The sequence below is a fragment of the Paractinoplanes brasiliensis genome (genome assembly GCF_004362215.1).
GTDB classification, from domain to species: Bacteria; Actinomycetota; Actinomycetes; order Mycobacteriales; family Micromonosporaceae; genus Actinoplanes; species Actinoplanes brasiliensis.
The window spans coordinates 23,987-42,733 of the sequence record NZ_SNWR01000001.1; the positions used below are offsets into that span (position 1 = coordinate 23,987).

At 72.4% G+C, this 18,747-nt stretch carries 2 pseudogenes; both read right to left on the reverse strand.

The features are described 5' to 3' along the window. Positions 1-41 precede the first annotated feature (41 nt). Positions 42-257 (reverse strand): annotated as a pseudogene (locus C8E87_RS47070) (phosphopantetheine-binding protein); the annotation flags it as partial. After that, a pseudogene (locus tag C8E87_RS45095) lies at positions 252-18,722 on the reverse strand (type I polyketide synthase); the annotation flags it as partial. The pseudogenes C8E87_RS45095 and C8E87_RS47070, both read right to left, overlap by 6 nt. Positions 18,723-18,747 lie beyond the last annotated feature (25 nt).

Genomic DNA, 18,747 nt, shown 5'->3' on the forward strand with positions numbered 1-18,747 from the left:
CTATTCTTCGTCAGGCCCGGAGGAGAAAGTCAGTCTTTGGTTCAGCGATTGTCGAGAAAGTCGAAGAGGTCGTCGTCCGAGGCGTCTTGAAGCCGTTCCAGGACGCTCTCCTCGCCGCCGCGATCGACATCCCGCCACGTTGACAGCAGGGCCTTCAATCGCTCGGTGACTTCTTTTCGAAGTTCCGTCCCGGAGTCCTCGGCGGCCAGGGCCGTCAGCGAGTTCTCCAGCTTGTTGATCTCGTCGAGCACTGTCGGTGCCGCGTCCTCGGTCTCGTCGCCGGCCAGCTGCCGGCAGAGGTGGTCGGTGAGTACCAGCGGCGTCGGGTAGTCGAACGCCAGCGTCGCCGGCAACGAGAGCCCGGTCGCCGAGGCGAGCCGGTTGCGCAGCTCCACGGCGGTCAGCGAGTCGAACCCGAGGTCCCGGAACGCGCTGCCGGCCCCGACCGCCGCGGCGTCGGCATGTCCGAGAACGACGGCCGCGTGTTCCCGTACGGCGGCGAGAACGATCGGCTGTCGCTGCGCCGGGGCGGCCTGGCCGACCAGTGACGCCAGCGACGACTCCCGGGTGGCGACCCGTGGCACGTCGGGCAGTTCGCTCAACCAGGCCGGGACGCCCCCGGCGCCCGCCAGCTGGGACCAGTCGATCCGGGCGACCACCAGGTAACCGTCGTTGCCGGCCAGCGCGTGGGCCAGGGCTGCCACCGCCACTGCCGGGTCCATGCCGGCGATCCCGGATCGGTTGCCCCGGTCGTGGGCCATGCCGTCGCCGGCCCAAGCCCCCCAGCCGACCGACACCATCGGGACGCCTTGCGCCCGCCGCTGCTGCGCGTAGGCGTCCAGGAACGCGTTGGCCGCCGCATAGTTCCCTTGACCGGCCGCGCCGACCAGGGCGGCCACCGACGAGAACAGCACGAACGCCGACAGCCTGCGGTCCGAGGTCGCCTCGTCCAGGGCCAGCACCGCGTCGACCTTGGCCCGAGCCACGGTCCCCAGCCGCTCCGGCGTGAGCGACCCGATCATCCCGTCGTCGAGCACACCCGCCGCGTGCAGCACCGCGTCCAGATCCGGGATGCGGGCGACGAGGGCCGAAACCGCCGACCGGTCGGCGACGTCAACCACCACGACCTCGACCGCGGCGCCGGAACCGGTGAGCTGCTGAACAACCGCTGCCGCGCCGGGCGCCGCGATGCCCCGCCGGGACGCCAGCACCACCCGCCGCGCGCCTTCGGAGAGCGCCCAGGAGGCGACGCGAGCGCCCAGCGCCCCGGTTCCGCCGGTGATCAGGACCGTTCCCGAGGGCCGCCATCCCACCCCGGACGGCACGGGGGCCGCTCGCAGTCGCAACCCGAACACCCCGTCCGGACGAACCGCCATTTGCGTCTCACCGTGCTCTCCGCCGAGCAGGCGCACGACGTCCGCCGCGACATCGGATCCGGCCAGCCCGCCGATCCGGTCCGGCACGTCGATGAGCCCGCCCCAGCGGTCGGGCTGCTCCGAGCCGAACACCCGGCCCAGACCCCACAGCTGACCCTGCCAGGGGTCGGTCACCGGGGCGACCGCGCCCTGAGTCACCACCCACAGCCGGCCGGAGCCGTGCCACGTCTGCATCACGTCCAGCAAGCGGGCGGTGCAGTCCGGACCTGTGCCGGGAAGTACCACGCCGCCGGTCAGGTCGGCGGGCAGTTCGCCCGTCACGACCTCGGCGCCGGCCGTGGCGAGCGCACTCGCCCAGCGGCCGCTGTCATCCCCGATGACCGCCCACTTGCCTGACAGCCGGGTGCCGGGCGCCGCCAGCCGGGTCCAGCCGATCCGGTATCGCCAGGCCGTCGCTTCCGTCCGCGTCCGCCGTTCGCGCAGACCGGCCAGCGCGGGCAGGACAACGTCCGCGTCCTGACGTTGCACCGCCTCCCAGAACGCCGCGCCGAGTCCGTCCAGCGGCGCCGACGGCTGCAGCCAGTAGCGCTCGCGTTGGAAGGCGTACGTCGGCAGGTCGAGCCGCGGCACGGGGCCGCTGCCCAGAAGCGCCGACCAGTCGACCTGGCCGCCGTGCACATGTACTCCGGCCAGCGCGGTCAGCGCGGCCTGCGTCTCGTCTCTGTCCCGTCGCAGGACCGGCAGCCAGGTCCCGGCGTCGGAAGCCATCGCCGACAGGGTCGCGTCCGGGCCGATCTCCACGAACAGGTGCCCGTCGAGCTCGGTCACCATGTCGTGGAACGGCACCGCCTCACGCGCGTGGCGAACCCAGAACTCGGGGTTGTCGACCTCACCGCCGACCACCGGGATCTGCGGGGCATGCCAGGTCAGCTCGGCCAGGACGTCGGCGAACTCGGCGAGCATCGGTTCCATCAGCGGCGAGTGGAACGCGTGGCTCACCTTCAACCGCCGCGAACGACCCGGCCACCGAGCCGCCAACTGTTCGACAACGGCCTCGTCGCCGGAGATGACGGTGGACTTCGGCCCGTTCACGGCGGCCACACCAACCCGATCGGTGTGCCCGGCGATCAACACCTCCGCCTCGGCCTGCGACGCGTCCAGGGCCACCATCGCCCCACCAGCCGGCAGGTCCTGCATCAGACCGCCACGCGCCTTCACCAGCCGCGCCGCATCCGCCAGATCCAACACCCCGGCCACATGAGCCGCCGCGATCAAACCGATCGAATGACCACCCAGCACCGCCGGCGTCACACCCCACGACTCGTACAGCCGGAACAGGGCCACCTGCACCGCGAACAACGCCGGCTGAGTGAACTCCGTCCGATCCAAATCCGCGCCGCTGATCACGTCCCGCAACGGCATGTCCAACGCCGCACACACCTCGTCGAACGCCGCCGCGTACACCGGGAACGCCTCGTAAAGCCCCTCACCCATCCCCGGACGCTGACTGCCCTGCCCGGAGAACATCAACGCCACCCGAACATCGGCGGCCGCCACCCCGGTCACCATTTCCGAACCCAGCAGCACCGCGCGATACGGCAACAACGCCCGGCCGAACGCCAACGCCCGCCCCACCGCCACCGGATCAGCCGCCTCGAACTCACGCAACCGGCTGACCTGCTCCTCGAGAGCCCGCTCACCACGCGCCGACACCAGCCACGGCACCACCGGAACCACCCGGCTCTCCGAAACCGGCGACGGCCCAGCCTCCTCCAAAATCACATGCGCATTCGTGCCACTGATCCCGAACGACGACACACCCGCCCGACGCGGCCGACCGCCGGACTCCCACGGCCGCTGCGACGTGAGCAGCTCAACCGCCCCAGCCGACCAATCCACATGCGACGACGGCTCATCCACATGCAAGGTCCGCGGCAACACACCGTGACGCATCGCCAGGACCATCTTGATGACCCCGGCTGCGCCGGCCGCCGACTGGGTATGGCCGATGTTCGACTTCACCGAACCCAGCCACAACGGCCGATCCTCAGAGCGGTCCCGACCGTAAGTGGCAAGCAGCGCCTGCGCCTCGATCGGGTCACCCAGCTTCGTTCCGGTGCCGTGCGCCTCCACCGCATCGACATCGGCCGGGTTCAGACCCGCATTCGCCAGCGCCTGACGGATCACCCGCTGCTGCGACGGACCATTCGGAGCCGTCAGCCCGTTCGAGGCGCCGTCCTGATTGACCGCGCTCCCCCGTACGACAGCAAGGATCTGGTGGCCGTTACGACGAGCGTCCGAAAGCCGTTCCAGCACCAGAACCCCGACACCCTCACTCCAACCGGTGCCGTCCGCCTCATCCGAGAACGCCTTGCAACGGCCGTCCGGGGAGAGGCCGCCCTGGTGGGCGAACTCGACCACGATGCCCGGCGTCGCCATCACCGTCACGCCGCCGGCCAGCGCCAGCGAACACTCGCCGGAGCGCAGGGCCTGCCCGGCCAGGTGCAGGGCCACGAGCGAGGACGAGCAGGCGGTGTCGACCGAGACCGCCGGGCCTTCCAACCCCAGGGTGTACGCGACCCGGCCGGACGCCACGCTGGTCGTCGAACCGGTCAGCGCATGGCCCTCGCCGACGTCCGCGCCGAGGCCGTACCCGGAAGCCGCCACACCCACGTAGACCCCGGTGTCCGAACCGCGCAGGCCGGTCGGGTCTATCCCGGCGTCCTCCAGGGCCTGCCACACCGATTCGAGAAGCAGCCGCTGCTGCGGATCCATCGCGAGCGCCTCACGGGGGCTGATGCCGAAGAACCCGGCGTCGAACCCGGCGACGTCGGTCAGGAACCCGCCGCGATCGGTGCCGTCCGTTTCCGGCCAGCCGCGGTCGGCCGGGAACGCCGTGATGCCGTCACCGCCGGCCGCCAGCAGATCCCACAGCTGCCGCGGGGAGTCCACGCCGCCGGGGAAGCGGCAGCTCATGCCCACGATGGCGATCGGCTCGTCGATCGGCGCGGCGGCCGGGGCCGCCACGGCGTTCCTGGGGCTCGAACCGGCCAGTTCGTCGACGAGGTACCCGGTCAGCACCCGCGGCGTGGGGTAGTCGAAGACGAGAGTTGCCGGCAGCCGGAGACCACTCACCGCGGTGAGGCGGTTTCGCAGTTCGACAGCCGTCAGGGAGTCGAAACCGAGGTCCCGGAACGCGACGTCGGCGTCCACCGCCCGGCTGTCGGCGTGCCCGAGAACGACGGCGGCCTGCGCCCGTACGAGTTCCAGGACCGTACGTTCGCGGTCCGGGCCGGTCAGGCCGGCCAGCTCCCCGCTCAGCCCGGCCACGGCCGCCGCCCGCCGGGTTCCACCGGCAAGCGTCCGCAACAGGGCCGGCACCGCGGCGCCGCCGTTGCGCCGCAGCTGCGCCACGTCCAGCCGGATCGGGACCAGCACCGGCCGGGCGTCGGTGGCCGCCGCGTCGAACAGCGCCATGCCCTGTTCGCGGGAGAGGGCCCCGACGCCGCCGCGGCGCATCCGCGCGAGGTCGGCACTGTCGAGAGTCGCGGTCATGCCGGCGCCCGCTTCCCAGGCGCCCCAGGCGAGCGACTGACCGGGCAGCCCGGCGGCCTGGCGGTGCTGGGCCAGGGCGTCCAGGAAGGCGTTGGCGGCCGCGTAGTTGCCCTGCCCGGCCGCGCCGAGAGTGGCCGCCGCCGAGGAATACATCACGAACGACGTGAGCGCGGCCTGGCGGGTCAGCTCGTGCAGGTTCCAGGCGCCGTCCACTTTTGCCCGCAGCACCGTCGCGATTCGTTCCGGCGTCAGCGATTCCACGGTGGCGTCGTCGAGCACCCCGGCCGTGTGCACCACACCGGTCAGCCTTTGCCCGGCAAGCACCGTCGCCAGGGCGGCCCGATCGGCGGCGTCGCAGACCGCCAGCCGGACCCGCGCGCCGGTCCGGGCGAGATGAGAGACAAGTTCTGGTACGCCCGGCGCGTGCGGCCCCTGACGCGACAGCAGGAGCACCTCGCCGGCCGCGCGGGTATCGACCAGGTGCCGGGCCAGCATCGAACCGAGTCCGCCGGTGCCGCCGGTGATGAGCACCGTGCCGTCCGGGTCCGGCGCCGGGTAACGCAGCACCACCTTGCCAACATGCCGAGCCGCCTGCAGATAACGCAACGCAGCAACCGCCCGCGACACCTCGAACACCGTCACCGGCAGCAACTCGGCACCACCGCCGGCGAACATGTCCAACAGCTCGGCCAGCATCTCACCCAACCGATCCGGGCCGGCCTCCATCACATCGAACGCCCGATAGTTCACACCCGCCGGGTCACGCAGATCCGCCTTACCCATCTCCAGGAACCAGCCGCCAGGCGCCAGCAGATCCAACGACGCATCAATGAACTCACCCGTCAACGCATTGAGCACCACATCAACGCCACCCGCGAACTTCTCCCGGAAACCCAGATCCCGCGACGAAGCCACCCGCTCCCGCGCAACACCAAGCCCATACAACACCTCCCACTTACCAGGACTCGCCGTCGCATACACCTCAAGACCCCACGCCAACGCCAGCTGAATCGCCGCCATCCCCACCCCGCCCGCACCCGCGTGAATCAAAATCCGCTGACCAGGCCGAACACCAGCCAAATCCCGCAACGCATAAAACGCGGTCAAAAACACCACCGGAACCGAAGCCGCGTCCGTCAACGACCAACCACCCGGCACCCGCGCCACCAACCGCGCATCCGTCACCACCACCGGACCCAAACCGGCACCGACACCGAACACCCGATCACCGACCGCAAGCGTGTCGACATCGGAGGCGACCTCCAGCACCACACCCGCCAGCTCGCCACCCATCACCGCACCCGGATCCGGATACATCCCCAACCCGACCAGCACATCCCGGAAATTCAAACCCTGCGCATGCACCGCCACCCGCACCTGACCACCAGCCAAAGGAGCCAAAGCCTGCGCATACGGCACCGCGGTCAAATTGTCGAGCGCACCCGGCTCCGACATCGCCAACCGCTCACCCACCCGAACCGCCAAACCCCCGCCAGCCGCCCGAACCAGCCGCCGGGCGTGCAGCACACCGTCACGCAGCAGCAACTCCGGTTCACCAGCCGCCGCCACCATCCCGAGAACTTCGCCGGAAGGCTGGTCCGGTCCGTCGGTGTCGAGCAACACGAACCGGTCCGGATGCTCCGACTGCGCCGACCGCACCAAACCCCACACCGCCGCCGCGGCCAGATCAGCGCCGTCCGAGGCGCCCCGGGTCAGCACCACCAGGCGGCTCTCGGTGGTGGCCGGGTCGGCCAACCACTCCTGCACCCGGGCGAGCGTCGCCACCACGGCGGCCGACACCCCGGCCGCCACGTCCGTGTCCTCGCTGGTCGGCGGGCTCCAGACCGTGACCTGGGTGCCCCCTGTTTCCGCCGGCCCGGTGGCCCCCGGCACAGGGAAGAGCTCCACCGTGTACAGCGACTGCGCCGTGCCGGCCGCTGGATCCGCCGCCGAGGTTGCGGCCAGCTCGCGCAGAACCAGCGCCTCGGCGGTCAGCACCGGCTGCCCGGCCGGGTCGAACGCAGCCACCCGCACAGCGTCGGCGGTGTCCTCGTGCGGAGTCAGCCGCACCCGCAAGGTTGCCGCCCCGGAAGCGTGCAGGCGAACACCGTTCCAGGCGAACGGCAGCAAGGCCCGTCCGGGTTCGACCAGGCCGCCGGCGCCGATCGCGTGGGTAGCGGCGTCCAGCAGTGCCGGGTGCAGGCCGAAGCTCTCCGCCTCGGTCTGGTCGGGCAGGGCCACCTCGGCGTAGACCTCGGTCGCCGACTTCCACAGTGCTTTCAGGCCGCGGAACGCCGGGCCGTAGCCGTATCCACGCTGCTCCAAGCGGGGGTAGAGGCCGGTCAGGTCCACCGGTTCGGCGTCGGAGGGCGGCCAGGTCAGTGGATCGGTTGCCGGAACGGGCTCGGGGGTCAGGACGCCGGTCGCGTGCCGTGTCCACGGGGCGTCGCTCTGTTCCCGGCGCGAGTAGACGTTCACCGGGCGGCGGCCGGAGTCGTCCGCGTCGCCGACCCAGATCTGGACCTGAGCACCGCCGTGGGCCGGGATCACCAGCGGGGTCGGCAGCGTGAGCTCGTCGACCACGGCGCATCCGACCTGGTCGGCGGCCCAGACGAGCATCTCCACGAACGCCGTGCCGGGCAGCAGGACCGAGCCGAACACGGCGTGGTCGGCCAGCCAGGGCTGGGCGGCCAGCGACAGGCGCCCGGTCAGCACCACGCCGTCGCCGTCGGCCGGCCACACCGCCGCGCCGACGAGGGGATGGTCGGCCGAGCTGAGGCCGAGGGCGCCCACGTCGCCGCCCCAACCGCCGGAGGTACGCGGCCAGTAACGTTCGTGCTGGAATGGGTACGCCGGCAGCGAGTCCACCGGCCGGGCCGGGCCCTCGCCAAGGATCGCGGCCCAGTCCACCTTGCCGCCGTGCACGTGAACCCCGGCCAGCGCGGTCAGCGCCGCCTGCGGTTCGTCGCGGTCGCGGCGCAGCACCGGCAGCCAGGTCCCGGCATCGGCCGCCATCGCCGACAGCGTCGCGTCCGGACCGATCTCCACGAACACGTGGCCGTCGAGCTCGGTCACCATGTCGTGGAACGGCACCGCCTCACGCGCATGCCGCACCCAGAACTCGGGCTGGTCCACCTCCCCACCGACCACCGGCAACTGCGGGGCGTGCCACGCCAGCTCCGACAGGACCGCTGCGAACTCGGCGAGCATCGGCTCCATCAACGGCGAATGGAACGCATGGCTCACCTTCAACCGCCGCGAACGACCCGACCACCGAGCCGCCAACTCCCCCACCACAACCTCATCACCGGAGATGACGGTGGACTTCGGCCCGTTCACCGCCGCCACACCAACCCGATCGGTGTAACCAGCGATCAACGCCTCCGCCTCGGCCCGCGACGCGTCCAGGGCCACCATCGCCCCACCGGCCGGCAGGTCCTGCATCAGACGGCCACGCGCCTTCACCAACCGCGCCGCATCCGCCAGATCCAGCACCCCCGCCACATGAGCCGCCGCGATCAAACCGATCGAGTGACCACCCAGCGCCGCCGGCGTCACACCCCACGACTCGTACAGCCGGAACAAAGCCACCTGCACCGCGAACAACGCCGGCTGAGTGAACTCCGTCCGATCCAAATCCGCGCCGCTGATCACGTCCCGCAACGGCATGTCCAACGCCACGCACACCTCGTCGAACGCCGCCGCGTACGCCGGGAACGCCTCGTAAAGACCGAGACCCATCCCCGGACGCTGACTGCCCTGGCCCGAGAACACCAACGCCACCCGGGTATCGGCAGCCGCCACCCCGGTCACCGACTCGGAACCGATCAGCACCGCACGATGCGGCAACTGGGCCCGCCCGAACGCCAGCGCGCGGCCCACGTCCACGGGATCCGCCGCGGGGAACTCGTGCAATCGGGCCACCTGCTCGGCCAGGGCCTGGTCGCTGCGGGCGGAAACCACCCACGGCACAAGCGGCAGCGACGGACCCTCAAGAGCCGGAACCGCATCGGGTTCTTCCAGGATCACGTGCGCGTTGGTGCCGCTGATCCCGAACGACGACACACCCGCCCGCCGGGGCCGCCCACCGGCCTCCCACGGGCGAGGCGACGTGAGCAGCTGGATCGTTCCGTCCGTCCAGTCGACCTGCGATGACGGCGCGTCCACGTGCAGCGTCCGCGGCAGCACGCCGTTGCGCATCGCGAGCACCATTTTGATGATCCCGGCGACGCCGGCCGCCGCCTGGGTGTGGCCGAGGTTGGATTTCACCGAGCCGAGCCACAACGGCCGTTCCACCGGGCGGTGCCGGCCGTAGGTGGCCGCCAAGGCCTGCGCCTCGATCGGGTCGCCCAGGCGGGTGCCGGTACCGTGCGCCTCCACGGCGTCGACGTCGGCCGCGTCGAGCCCCGCGTTCGCCAGCGCCTGCCGGATGACCCGCTGCTGGGAGGGGCCGTTGGGGGCGGTGAGGCCGTTCGAAGCGCCGTCCTGGTTGACCGCGGTGCCGCGGACGACCGCCAGGACCCGATGGCCGCGACGGTGGGCGTCCGACAACCGTTCCACCACCAGGACGCCGACGCCCTCACCCCAGCCGGTGCCGTCGGCCGCGTCGGCGAACGCCTTGCACCGCCCGTCGGGAGCCAGTCCGCCCTGCTTGGAGAACTCGACGAAGAGCGCCGGAGTCGACATCACCGTGACGCCGCCGACAAGCGCCAGGCCGCATTCGCCGGACCGCAGCGCCTGCCCGGCCAGGTGCAAGGCCACCAGCGACGACGAGCACGCCGTGTCGACCGAGACGGCGGGGCCTTCGAGCCCCAGCGTGTATGCCAGCCGGCCGGAGATGACACTTGCCGCGTTGCCGGTCAGCAGGTGGCCGTCGCCGCCGGTCTGCGGCCCCGCGAACAGGGCGCCGTAGTCCTGGCCGTTGGTTCCGACATAGACGCCGGTGTCCGAGCCGCGCAACCCGGTCGGGTCGACACCCGCGTCCTCGAGCGCCTGCCACGAGGACTCAAGCAACAGGCGCTGCTGGGGGTCCATCGCCACGGCCTCGCGGGGGCTGATCCCGAAGAACGCGGCGTCGAACCCGGCCACGTCGTCCAGGAAGCCACCCCGGTCGGTGTCGCTCGCGTCCAGGCCGGCGTCCCAGCCCCGATCGACCGGGAACGCTGTGATGCCGTCGCCGCCGGCCGCCAGCAGCTCCCACAGTTGCTGCGGGGAGCCGACCCCGCCCGGGAAACGGCAGCTCATCCCGACGATCGCGATCGGCTCGTCGAGCAGCGCCACGGCTGCCGCAGTCGGCTCCATTTGCGCCGGCGCGTCGGTCAGCTCGGCCAGCAGGTGCTCGGCCAGGACCCGTGGGGTCGGGTAGTCGAACACCAGCGTCGCCGGCAACGAGAGCCCGGTCGCGGAGACCAGGCGGTTACGCAGCTCGACCGCGGTCAGCGAGTCGAACCCGAGGTCCCGGAACGCCGCGTCGGCCTGCACCGCCGCCGCGTTCGCGTGTCCGAGGACGGTCGCCGCACCCTCACGGACCACGGCCAGGACGATGGCCGGCCGTTGTTCGGCGGACGCCCGTCCGACCCGGGCCGCCAGCGACGAATCCGGAACGACGATCTCGCCGGCTTCGGGCAGTTCGCTCAGCCACGCCGGGATGCCGGAGGCGCCGGCCAGCAGGCGGGTCCAGTCGGCCTGGGCAACGGCCAGGTATCCGTCGCCGTCCAGAGCGTGGGCCAGCGCGGTCACCGCCGCCGCCGGGTCCATCCCGGTCAGCCCGGAACGGTTCGCCCGCCCGCGGACCAGATCGTTGTCGGCCAGGCCGCCACCGGCCCAGACGCCCCAGCCGACCGACACCATCGGCCCACCCTGCGCCCGCCGGTGCAGCGCGAAAGCGTCCAGGAAGCCGTTGGCCGCAGCGTAGTTGCCCTGCCCGGGCGCGCCCACGAGCGCCGCCATCGACGAGAACACCACGAACGCCGACAGGTCCCGGCCGGCGGTCGCCGAGTCGAGCGCCAGCACCGCGTCGATCTTGGCCCGCGCCACCGTCGCCAGCCTGTCCGGCGTCAGCGAGCCGATCATCGCGTCGTCGAGCACGCCCGCCGTGTGAATGACCGCGTCGAGGCCGGGGATGCGGCCGACCAGGGCGGCTACGGCTGACCGGTTCGCGACGTCGACGGCCACCAGCTGCACGGCGACCCCGGCCTCGGTCAGCCGGGCCACCGCCTGCACCGCTTCCGGCGCCTCGATTCCGCGGCGGGACGCGAGCACCACCCGCCGGGCGCCTCGCGACGCCACCCATTCCGAGGTCCGCACGCCCAGCGCACCGGTGCCGCCGGTGATGAGAACCGTTCCGGACGGACGCCACCCCGGGCCGGACGGCACCGGCGCCGGGCGCAGGCGCAGCCCGAACACGCCTTCCGGGCGTACCGAAACCTGGTTCTCGCCGCGCCGGCCGGCCAGAACCGCGACTGCCTCCCACGGGTCCGAGGCGTCGATCAGGCCACCCCATCGGTCGGGCGACTCCGAGCCGAACACCCGGGCCAGGCCCCACAACTGGCCCTGCCAGGGGTCGGTCACCGGCTCGACCGCGCCGTTGGTGACCACCCACAGCCGGCCCGTGTCCGGCCACGCCTGGAGCACGTTCAGCAGGCGTGCGGCGCAGTTCGGGCCGGTGCCCGCGAGCACCACGCCGCCGGTCAGCCCGCGCGGGATCGGTCCGGCCGGATCGGCCACGACGACCTCGGCCCCGGCCGCCGCCAGTGCCTCCGCCCACTCGGGACCGCCGCCGATGACCGCCCACCGGCCGGACAGGCGGCCCTCCGGCAGCGTCAGCCGCGACCAGCCCAGGCGGTAACGCCAGCCGGCCACCTGCGACCGCGACTGCCGTTCCCGCAGCGACGCCAGCGCCGGCAGGACCACGTCCACGTCCTGGCGCCGGACCGCGTCCCAGAACGCCGCGTCCAGCCCGTCCACGCCGGCCACCGTCGACGGCTGCGGCCAGAACCGCTCGTGCTGGAACGGGTACGCCGGTAGACCCATCGGCCGGGCCGGGCCCTCGCCCAGAATGGCGGCCCAGTCCACCTTGCCGCCGTGCACGTGAACCCCGGCCAGCGCGGTCAGTACCGCCTGTGGTTCGTCCTTGTCTCGCCGCAGCACCGGCAGCCAGACCCCGGCGTCGGCGGCCATCGCCGACAGCGTCGCGTCCGGACCGATCTCGACAAACAAGTGACCGCTCAACTCGGTCACCATGTCGTGGAACGGCACCGCCTCACGAGCATGCCGCACCCAGAACTCCGGCTGGTCCACCTCCCCGCCGACCACCGGCAACTCAGGCGCGTGCCAGGTCAGCTCGGACAAGACAGCAGCGAACTCGGCCAGCATCGGTTCCATCAACGGCGAGTGGAACGCGTGGCTGACATTGAGCCGCCGCGACCTGCCCGGCCACCGCGCGGCCAGTTCCTCGACCACAGCCTCGTCACCCGAGATCACCGTGGAGGACGGGCCGTTCACCGCCGCCACACCGACCCGATCGGTGTAACCAGCGATCAACGCTTCCGCTTCGGCTTGGGAGGCGTCCAGGGCCACCATCGCCCCACCCGCCGGGAGGTCCTGCATCAGGCGGCCACGCGCCTTCACCAGCCGCGCCGCGTCGGCCAGGTCCAGCACCCCGGCCACGTGAGCCGCCGCGATCAGGCCGATCGAGTGGCCGCCGAGGGCAGCCGGAGTGATGCCCCAGGATTCCAGGAGCCGGTAGACCGCGACCTGCACCGCGAACAACGCCGGCTGCGTATTCGAGGTCTCATCCAGCGAATCGCCGACAATCACCTCCCGCAACGGCATGTCCAACGCCGCGCACACCTCGTCGAACGCCGCCGCGTACACCGGGAACGCCTCGTAAAGGCCGAGACCCATCCCTGGACGCTGACTGCCCTGACCCGAGAACATCAACGCCACCCGGGAATCGGGGGTCGCCATGCCGGTCACCGTCTCAGAACCGACCAGCACCGCCCGATGCGGCAACAACGCCCGCCCGAACGCCAACGCCCGCCCCACCGCCACCGGATCAGCCACCGGGAACTCCCGCAACCGAGCCACCTGCTCCTCGAGAGCCCGCTCACCACGCGCCGACACCAGCCACGGCACCACCGGAACCACCCGGCTCTCCGAAACCGGCGACGGCCCAGCCTCCTCCAAAATCACATGCGCATTCGTGCCACTGATCCCGAACGACGACACACCCGCCCGACGCGGCCGACCGCCGGACTCCCACGGACGCTGCGACGTGAGCAGCTCAACCGCCCCAGCCGACCAATCCACATGCGACGACGGCTCATCCACATGCAAGGTCCGCGGCAACACACCGTGACGCATCGCCAGGACCATCTTCAGGATCCCGGCCACACCGGCAGCCGCCTGCGTGTGGCCTAGGTTCGATTTCACCGAGCCGAGCCACAACGGGCGTTCGGCGGGCCGGTCCTGCCCGTACGTGGCCACCAAGGCCTGCGCCTCGATCGGATCCCCCAGGCGGGTGCCGGTGCCGTGCGCCTCCACGGCGTCGATGTCGGTGGCGTCGAGCCCCGCGTTCGCCAGGGCCTGACGGATGACCCGCTGCTGGGACGGGCCGTTGGGCGCGCTCAGCCCGTTCGAGGCACCGTCCTGGTTGACCGCGGTGCCGCGGACGACCGCGAGAACTTGATGCCCGTGGCGGTGGGCGTCCGAGAGCCGTTCCACCACCAGGACACCGACGCCCTCACCCCAGCCGGTGCCGTCGGCCGCGTCCGCGAACGCCTTGCACCGCCCGTCCGGCGCCAGCCCGCCCTGCCGCGAGAACTCGGCGAACAGCTGGGGCGTCGACATCACCGTGACACCGCCGACAAGCGCCATCGAGCACTCGCCGGACCGCAGCGCCTGCCCGGCCAGGTGCAAGGCCACCAGCGACGACGAGCACGCCGTGTCGACCGAGACAGCCGGGCCTTCGAGACCCAACGTGTACGCCAGCCGGCCGGACAGCACGCTCGCCGCGTTGCCGGTCAGCAGGTGGCCCTCGCCGCCGGTCTGCGGCCCCGCGAACAGGCCGCCGTAGTCCTGGCCGTTGGTGCCCATGTAGACGCCGGTGTCCGAGCCGCGCAACCCGGTCGGGTCGATCCCGGCGTCCTCGAGCGCCTGCCACGCCGATTCCAGCAGGATCCTCTGCTGGGGGTCCATGGCAAGCGCCTCGCGGGGGCTGATCCCGAAGAACGCGGCGTCGAACCCGGCCACGTCGTCCAGGAAACCGCCCTGGCCGGTGGCACTCGACTCGACGACCGTGTCCCAGCCACGGTCGGCCGGGAACGACGTGATGCCGTCCTCTCCCGCGGCCAGCAGCTCCCACAGTTCCTCCGGCGATCGCACGCCGCCCGGGAAACGGCAGCTCATTCCCACGATCGCGATCGGCTCGTCGAGCAGCGCCACCGCAGCCGTGACCGGGGCGGCGCCGGCCGCTGTTCCGGTCAGTTCCGCCAGCAGGTGCTCGGCCAGGACCTGCGGGGTGGGGAAGTCGAACACCAGGGTCGCCGGCAGCGTCAGGCCGCTCGCCGCGGCCAGCCGGTTACGCAGTTCCACGGCGGTCAGCGAGTCGAACCCCAGGTCCCGGAACGCCGCGCCGGCCTCCACCGCGCCGGAGTCCGCGTGCCCGAGAACGGACGCCGCGTGCCGGCGCACCAGGTCCAGCACGATCGCCGGGCGCTGGGCCGCAGCCGACTGCCCGAGCTGCGCCGCCAGCGAGGAGGTGGTGACCGGGCCGAGGTCCGGCAGCTCGCTCAGCCACGCCGGAACGCCCCGGCCGTCGGCCAGCTCGGTCCAGTCGATCTGGGCCACCGCCAGGTACGGGTCGCCGTCCAGCACGTGGGCCAGCGCGGTCACCGCCGCCTCGGGGTCCATCCCGGCCATCCCGCGTCGGCTACGCACCACGTCGGAGTCCGCCAGGCCGCCACCGGCCCAGACGCCCCAGCCGACCGACACCATCGGCACGCCCTGTGCCCGGCGGTGGGCGGCGTAGGCGTCCAGGAACGCGTTGGCCGCCGCGTAGTTGCCCTGCCCCGGCGAGCCGACCAGGGCGGCCATCGACGAGAACAGCACGAACGCCGACAGTTTCCGGTCCGCCGTCGCGTGGTCCAACGCCCGTACCGCGTCGACTTTCGCCCGTGCCACGGCCTGCAGCCGCTCCGGCGTCAACGAGGCGATCATCCCGTCGTCGAGCACGCCGGCGGTGTGCACGACCGCGTCCAGGCCCGGGATGCGGGCGGTCACGGCCTCGAGCGCTGCCTGGTCGGCGACGTCGGCCGCCACCACTTCGACCGCGACGCCGGCGTCGGCCAGTTGCCGCACCGCGTCGATCGCACCGGGGGCCGCGATGCCCCGGCGCGACAGCAGCACCACACGCTGAGCTCCCTCGGCAGCCGTCCACAACGCCACCCGTACGCCCAGCGCACCAGTGCCGCCGGTGATCAGGACCGTCCCCGTCGGGCGCCAGCCCGCACCCGACGGCGCCGGCGCCGGGCGCAGCCGCAGCCCGTAGACGCCGCCGGAGCGGATCGCGACCTGATTCTCGCCGTTCCCGCCGGCCAGCACCGGCACGGCGTCCGCGGGATCGGCCACGTCGATCAGGCCGCCCCAGCGGTCCGGCGACTCCGACCCGAACACCCGGCCCAGACCCCACAGCTGTGCCTGCCAAGGATCAGTCACCGGCTCCACCGCGCCGCTGGTGACCACCCACAACCGGCCCGTCTCCGGCCCGGCCTGCATGACTGCCAGCAGCCGGGCCGCGCAATCCGGTCCGGTGCCCGGGATGACCACGGTCGCGTGCCGGTCCGAACGTGAGTCCACGATTTCAGCACCGGCCGCCGCCAGCGCGGAAGCCCATTCCCCGGTGTCGTCGCCGATGACCGCCCACCTGCCCGACAACCGGGAGCCGGGCGTCGCCAGCCGCGTCCAGCCCACCCGGTAGCGCCAGGCAGCGACCTGCGAACGCGCCCGCTTGTCCCGCAGCGCTGCCAGGGCCGGCAGCACCACCCCGGCGTCCTGCCGCTGCACCGCCGCCCAGAACGCCGAGTCCAGCCCGTCCAGTCCACCGGTCGCCGCCGAAGGTTCCGGCCAGTAGCGCTCGTGCTGGAACGGGTACGTCGGCAGGGCCACCGGCCGCACCGGGCCGTCCCCGAGGGCCGGCGTCCAGTCCACCTCGACACCGGCCGCGTGCAGTGTGGCCACCGCGTGCATGAACCGCCGCCGGGTGTCCTCCCCGCGGCGCAGGCTGCCGGTCACCACCAGGCCGTCGGCGGCCGCCTCGACCGCCATGGTCAGAACAGGGTGCGGGCTCAGCTCGACGAACGTCCGGTGCCCGGCGGCGATGAGCGCCTGCACGGTGTCGGCGAACCGGACGGTCCGGCGCAGGTTGGTGTACCAGTACGCGGCGTCCAGGCCGGCGGTCTCGGTGATCGCGGCGTCGACCGCGGACCAGAACGCCACGTTGCCGGCCATCGGCGCCAGGTCGGCCAGTTCCCGTTCCACCTGCTCCCGCAGGGGCTCGGTGGCAGCGGTGTGCGATGCGTAGTCGACGGCGATCCGCCGTGCGCCCAGGGCGGTGTGTGCCGCCACGAAACGGTCGCATCCGTCGGCCGGCCCCGCCACCACGATCTGCGACGGGCCGTTGACCGCGGCGATCGACAGCCCGAACGGTTCGAGCAGCGGCGTGACCTCGCTCAGCGGCGCCCGGACCGACACCATCCCGCCCTGCCCGGCGATGGCGGCGATCACCTTGCTGCGCAGGACCACTGCCCGCGCGCCGTCGTTCAGTGACAGTCCCCCGGCGACGACAGCCGCGGCGATCTCGCCCTGCGAATGCCCGACCACGGCGGCCGGTTCGACGCCCCAGTGCCGCCACAGGTCGGCGAGCGAAATCATCATCGCCCAGAGCGCGGGCTGAACGACATCCACGCGATCCAGCGCCCGGGCGTCGCCGAGCACCTCTCGCAGCGACCAGTCCACCAGCGGCGCCAGGGCGGAGGCACAGCGTTGCATCGCGGCCGCGAAGACCGGCTCGGACTCCCACAGGGCGAGGCCCATGCCGACCCACTGGGCGCCCTGGCCGGGAAAGACGAACACCACGCCGCCGGTGCCCGCGCCGGTCGTTCCACGCACCGCGTCGATGTCGTCCAGCGCGGCCAGCAGTTCGTCGCGGCCGTCGCCGAGGAATACCGCCCGGTGCGGCAGGCGGGCGCGGCCGGACAGCAACAGCCGGCCGACGCGAACCGGATCCAGATCGCCGGCCGCGCCGGCCACATGCTCACGCAGGCGGGCCACCTGCTCGGTCAGTGCCCGGTCGGTGCGCGCCGACAGCACCCAGGGCACGACGCCCCCGATCGGTGCGGACGGCTCCGGCTCCGGCTCCGGCGGAGCCTCCTCGAGGATCAGGTGCGCGTTGGTGCCGCTGATGCCGAACGCCGAGACCCCGGCCCGGCGTGGCCGGTCGTCCGCAGCCCACGGCTGGGGCGAGGTCAGCAGCTCGATCGCACCGGCCGTCCAGTCCACGTGGGACGACGGCGCGTCCACGTGCAGCGTCCGGGGCAGCACGCCGTGCCGCATGGCCAGGACCATCTTCATGATGCCGGCGACCCCGGCCGCCGCCTGGGTGTGGCCGATGTTCGACTTCACCGAGCCCAGCCACAGCGGCTTGCCACCGGGGCGGTCCTGGCCGTACGTGGCCATCAGGGCCTGCGCCTCGATCGGGTCGCCGAGCGTGGTGCCGGTGCCGTGCGCCTCGACCGCGTCCACCTGCTCGGCGCTCAGCCGCGCGTTGGCGAGCGCCCGGCGGATGACCCGGCGCTGCGAGGGGCCGTTGGGAGCGCTCAGCCCGTTGGAGGCGCCGTCCTGGTTGACCGCGCTGCCGCGGATCAGGGCCAGCACCTGGTGCCCGTTGGCGCGTGCGTCGGCCAGCCGTTCGAGCAGCAGGACGCCGACGCCCTCGGCGAGCCCGAACCCGTCGGCCGCCTCGGCGAACGGCTTGCAGCGGCCGTCCGGGGCGAGCGCCCGCTGGCTGCTGAACATGACGAACGGACCGATGCTGGGGATTACCGTGATGCCGCCGGCCACTGCCAGGCCGCACTCCCGCTGCCGCAGCGCCTGGCAGGCCAGGTGGACGGCGACGAGCGAGGACGAGCACGCGGTGTCGATCGAGACGGCCGGGCCCTCGAGGCCGAAACTGTAGGCCAGCCGCCCGGAGATGACGCTCATGGCGTTGCCGGTGCCCAGGTAACCGCCCAGGGTTTGAAGGATCTCGGGCGAGGCGTGGTCGAACAGGTTGAAGTAGTCGAGGTTGCTGGCGCCCATGAACACGCCGGTGCCCGGCCCGCGAACCGCGGCCGGGTCGAGGCCGGCCCGTTCGAGCAGTTCCCACGTCACCTCGAGCAGCAGCCGCTGCTGGGGGTCCATGGCGACGGCCTCGCGGGGGTTGATGCCGAAGAACGCCGCATCGAACTGGTCGACGCCGCTCATGAACCCGCCGGAGCGGGCGTAGCTGGTGCCCGGGTGGCCGGGGTCCGGGTGGTAGAGGTTCTCCAGGTCGTACCCGCGGTCGTCGGGCAGCGGCGTGACCGTGTCGGTCCCGGCCGCCAGCAGCCGCCAGTAGTCCTCCGGGTCGTTCACCCCGCCGGGAAGCCGGCACGCCATCGAGACGATCGCGATCGGCTCCTGCGCTGCCTCCTCGATGCTCCGCAGGCGCCGGTTGGCATCCCGCAGGTTAGTGGTCACCAGCTTCAGATACTCGCGAAGCTTGTCGTCGCCTGCCACC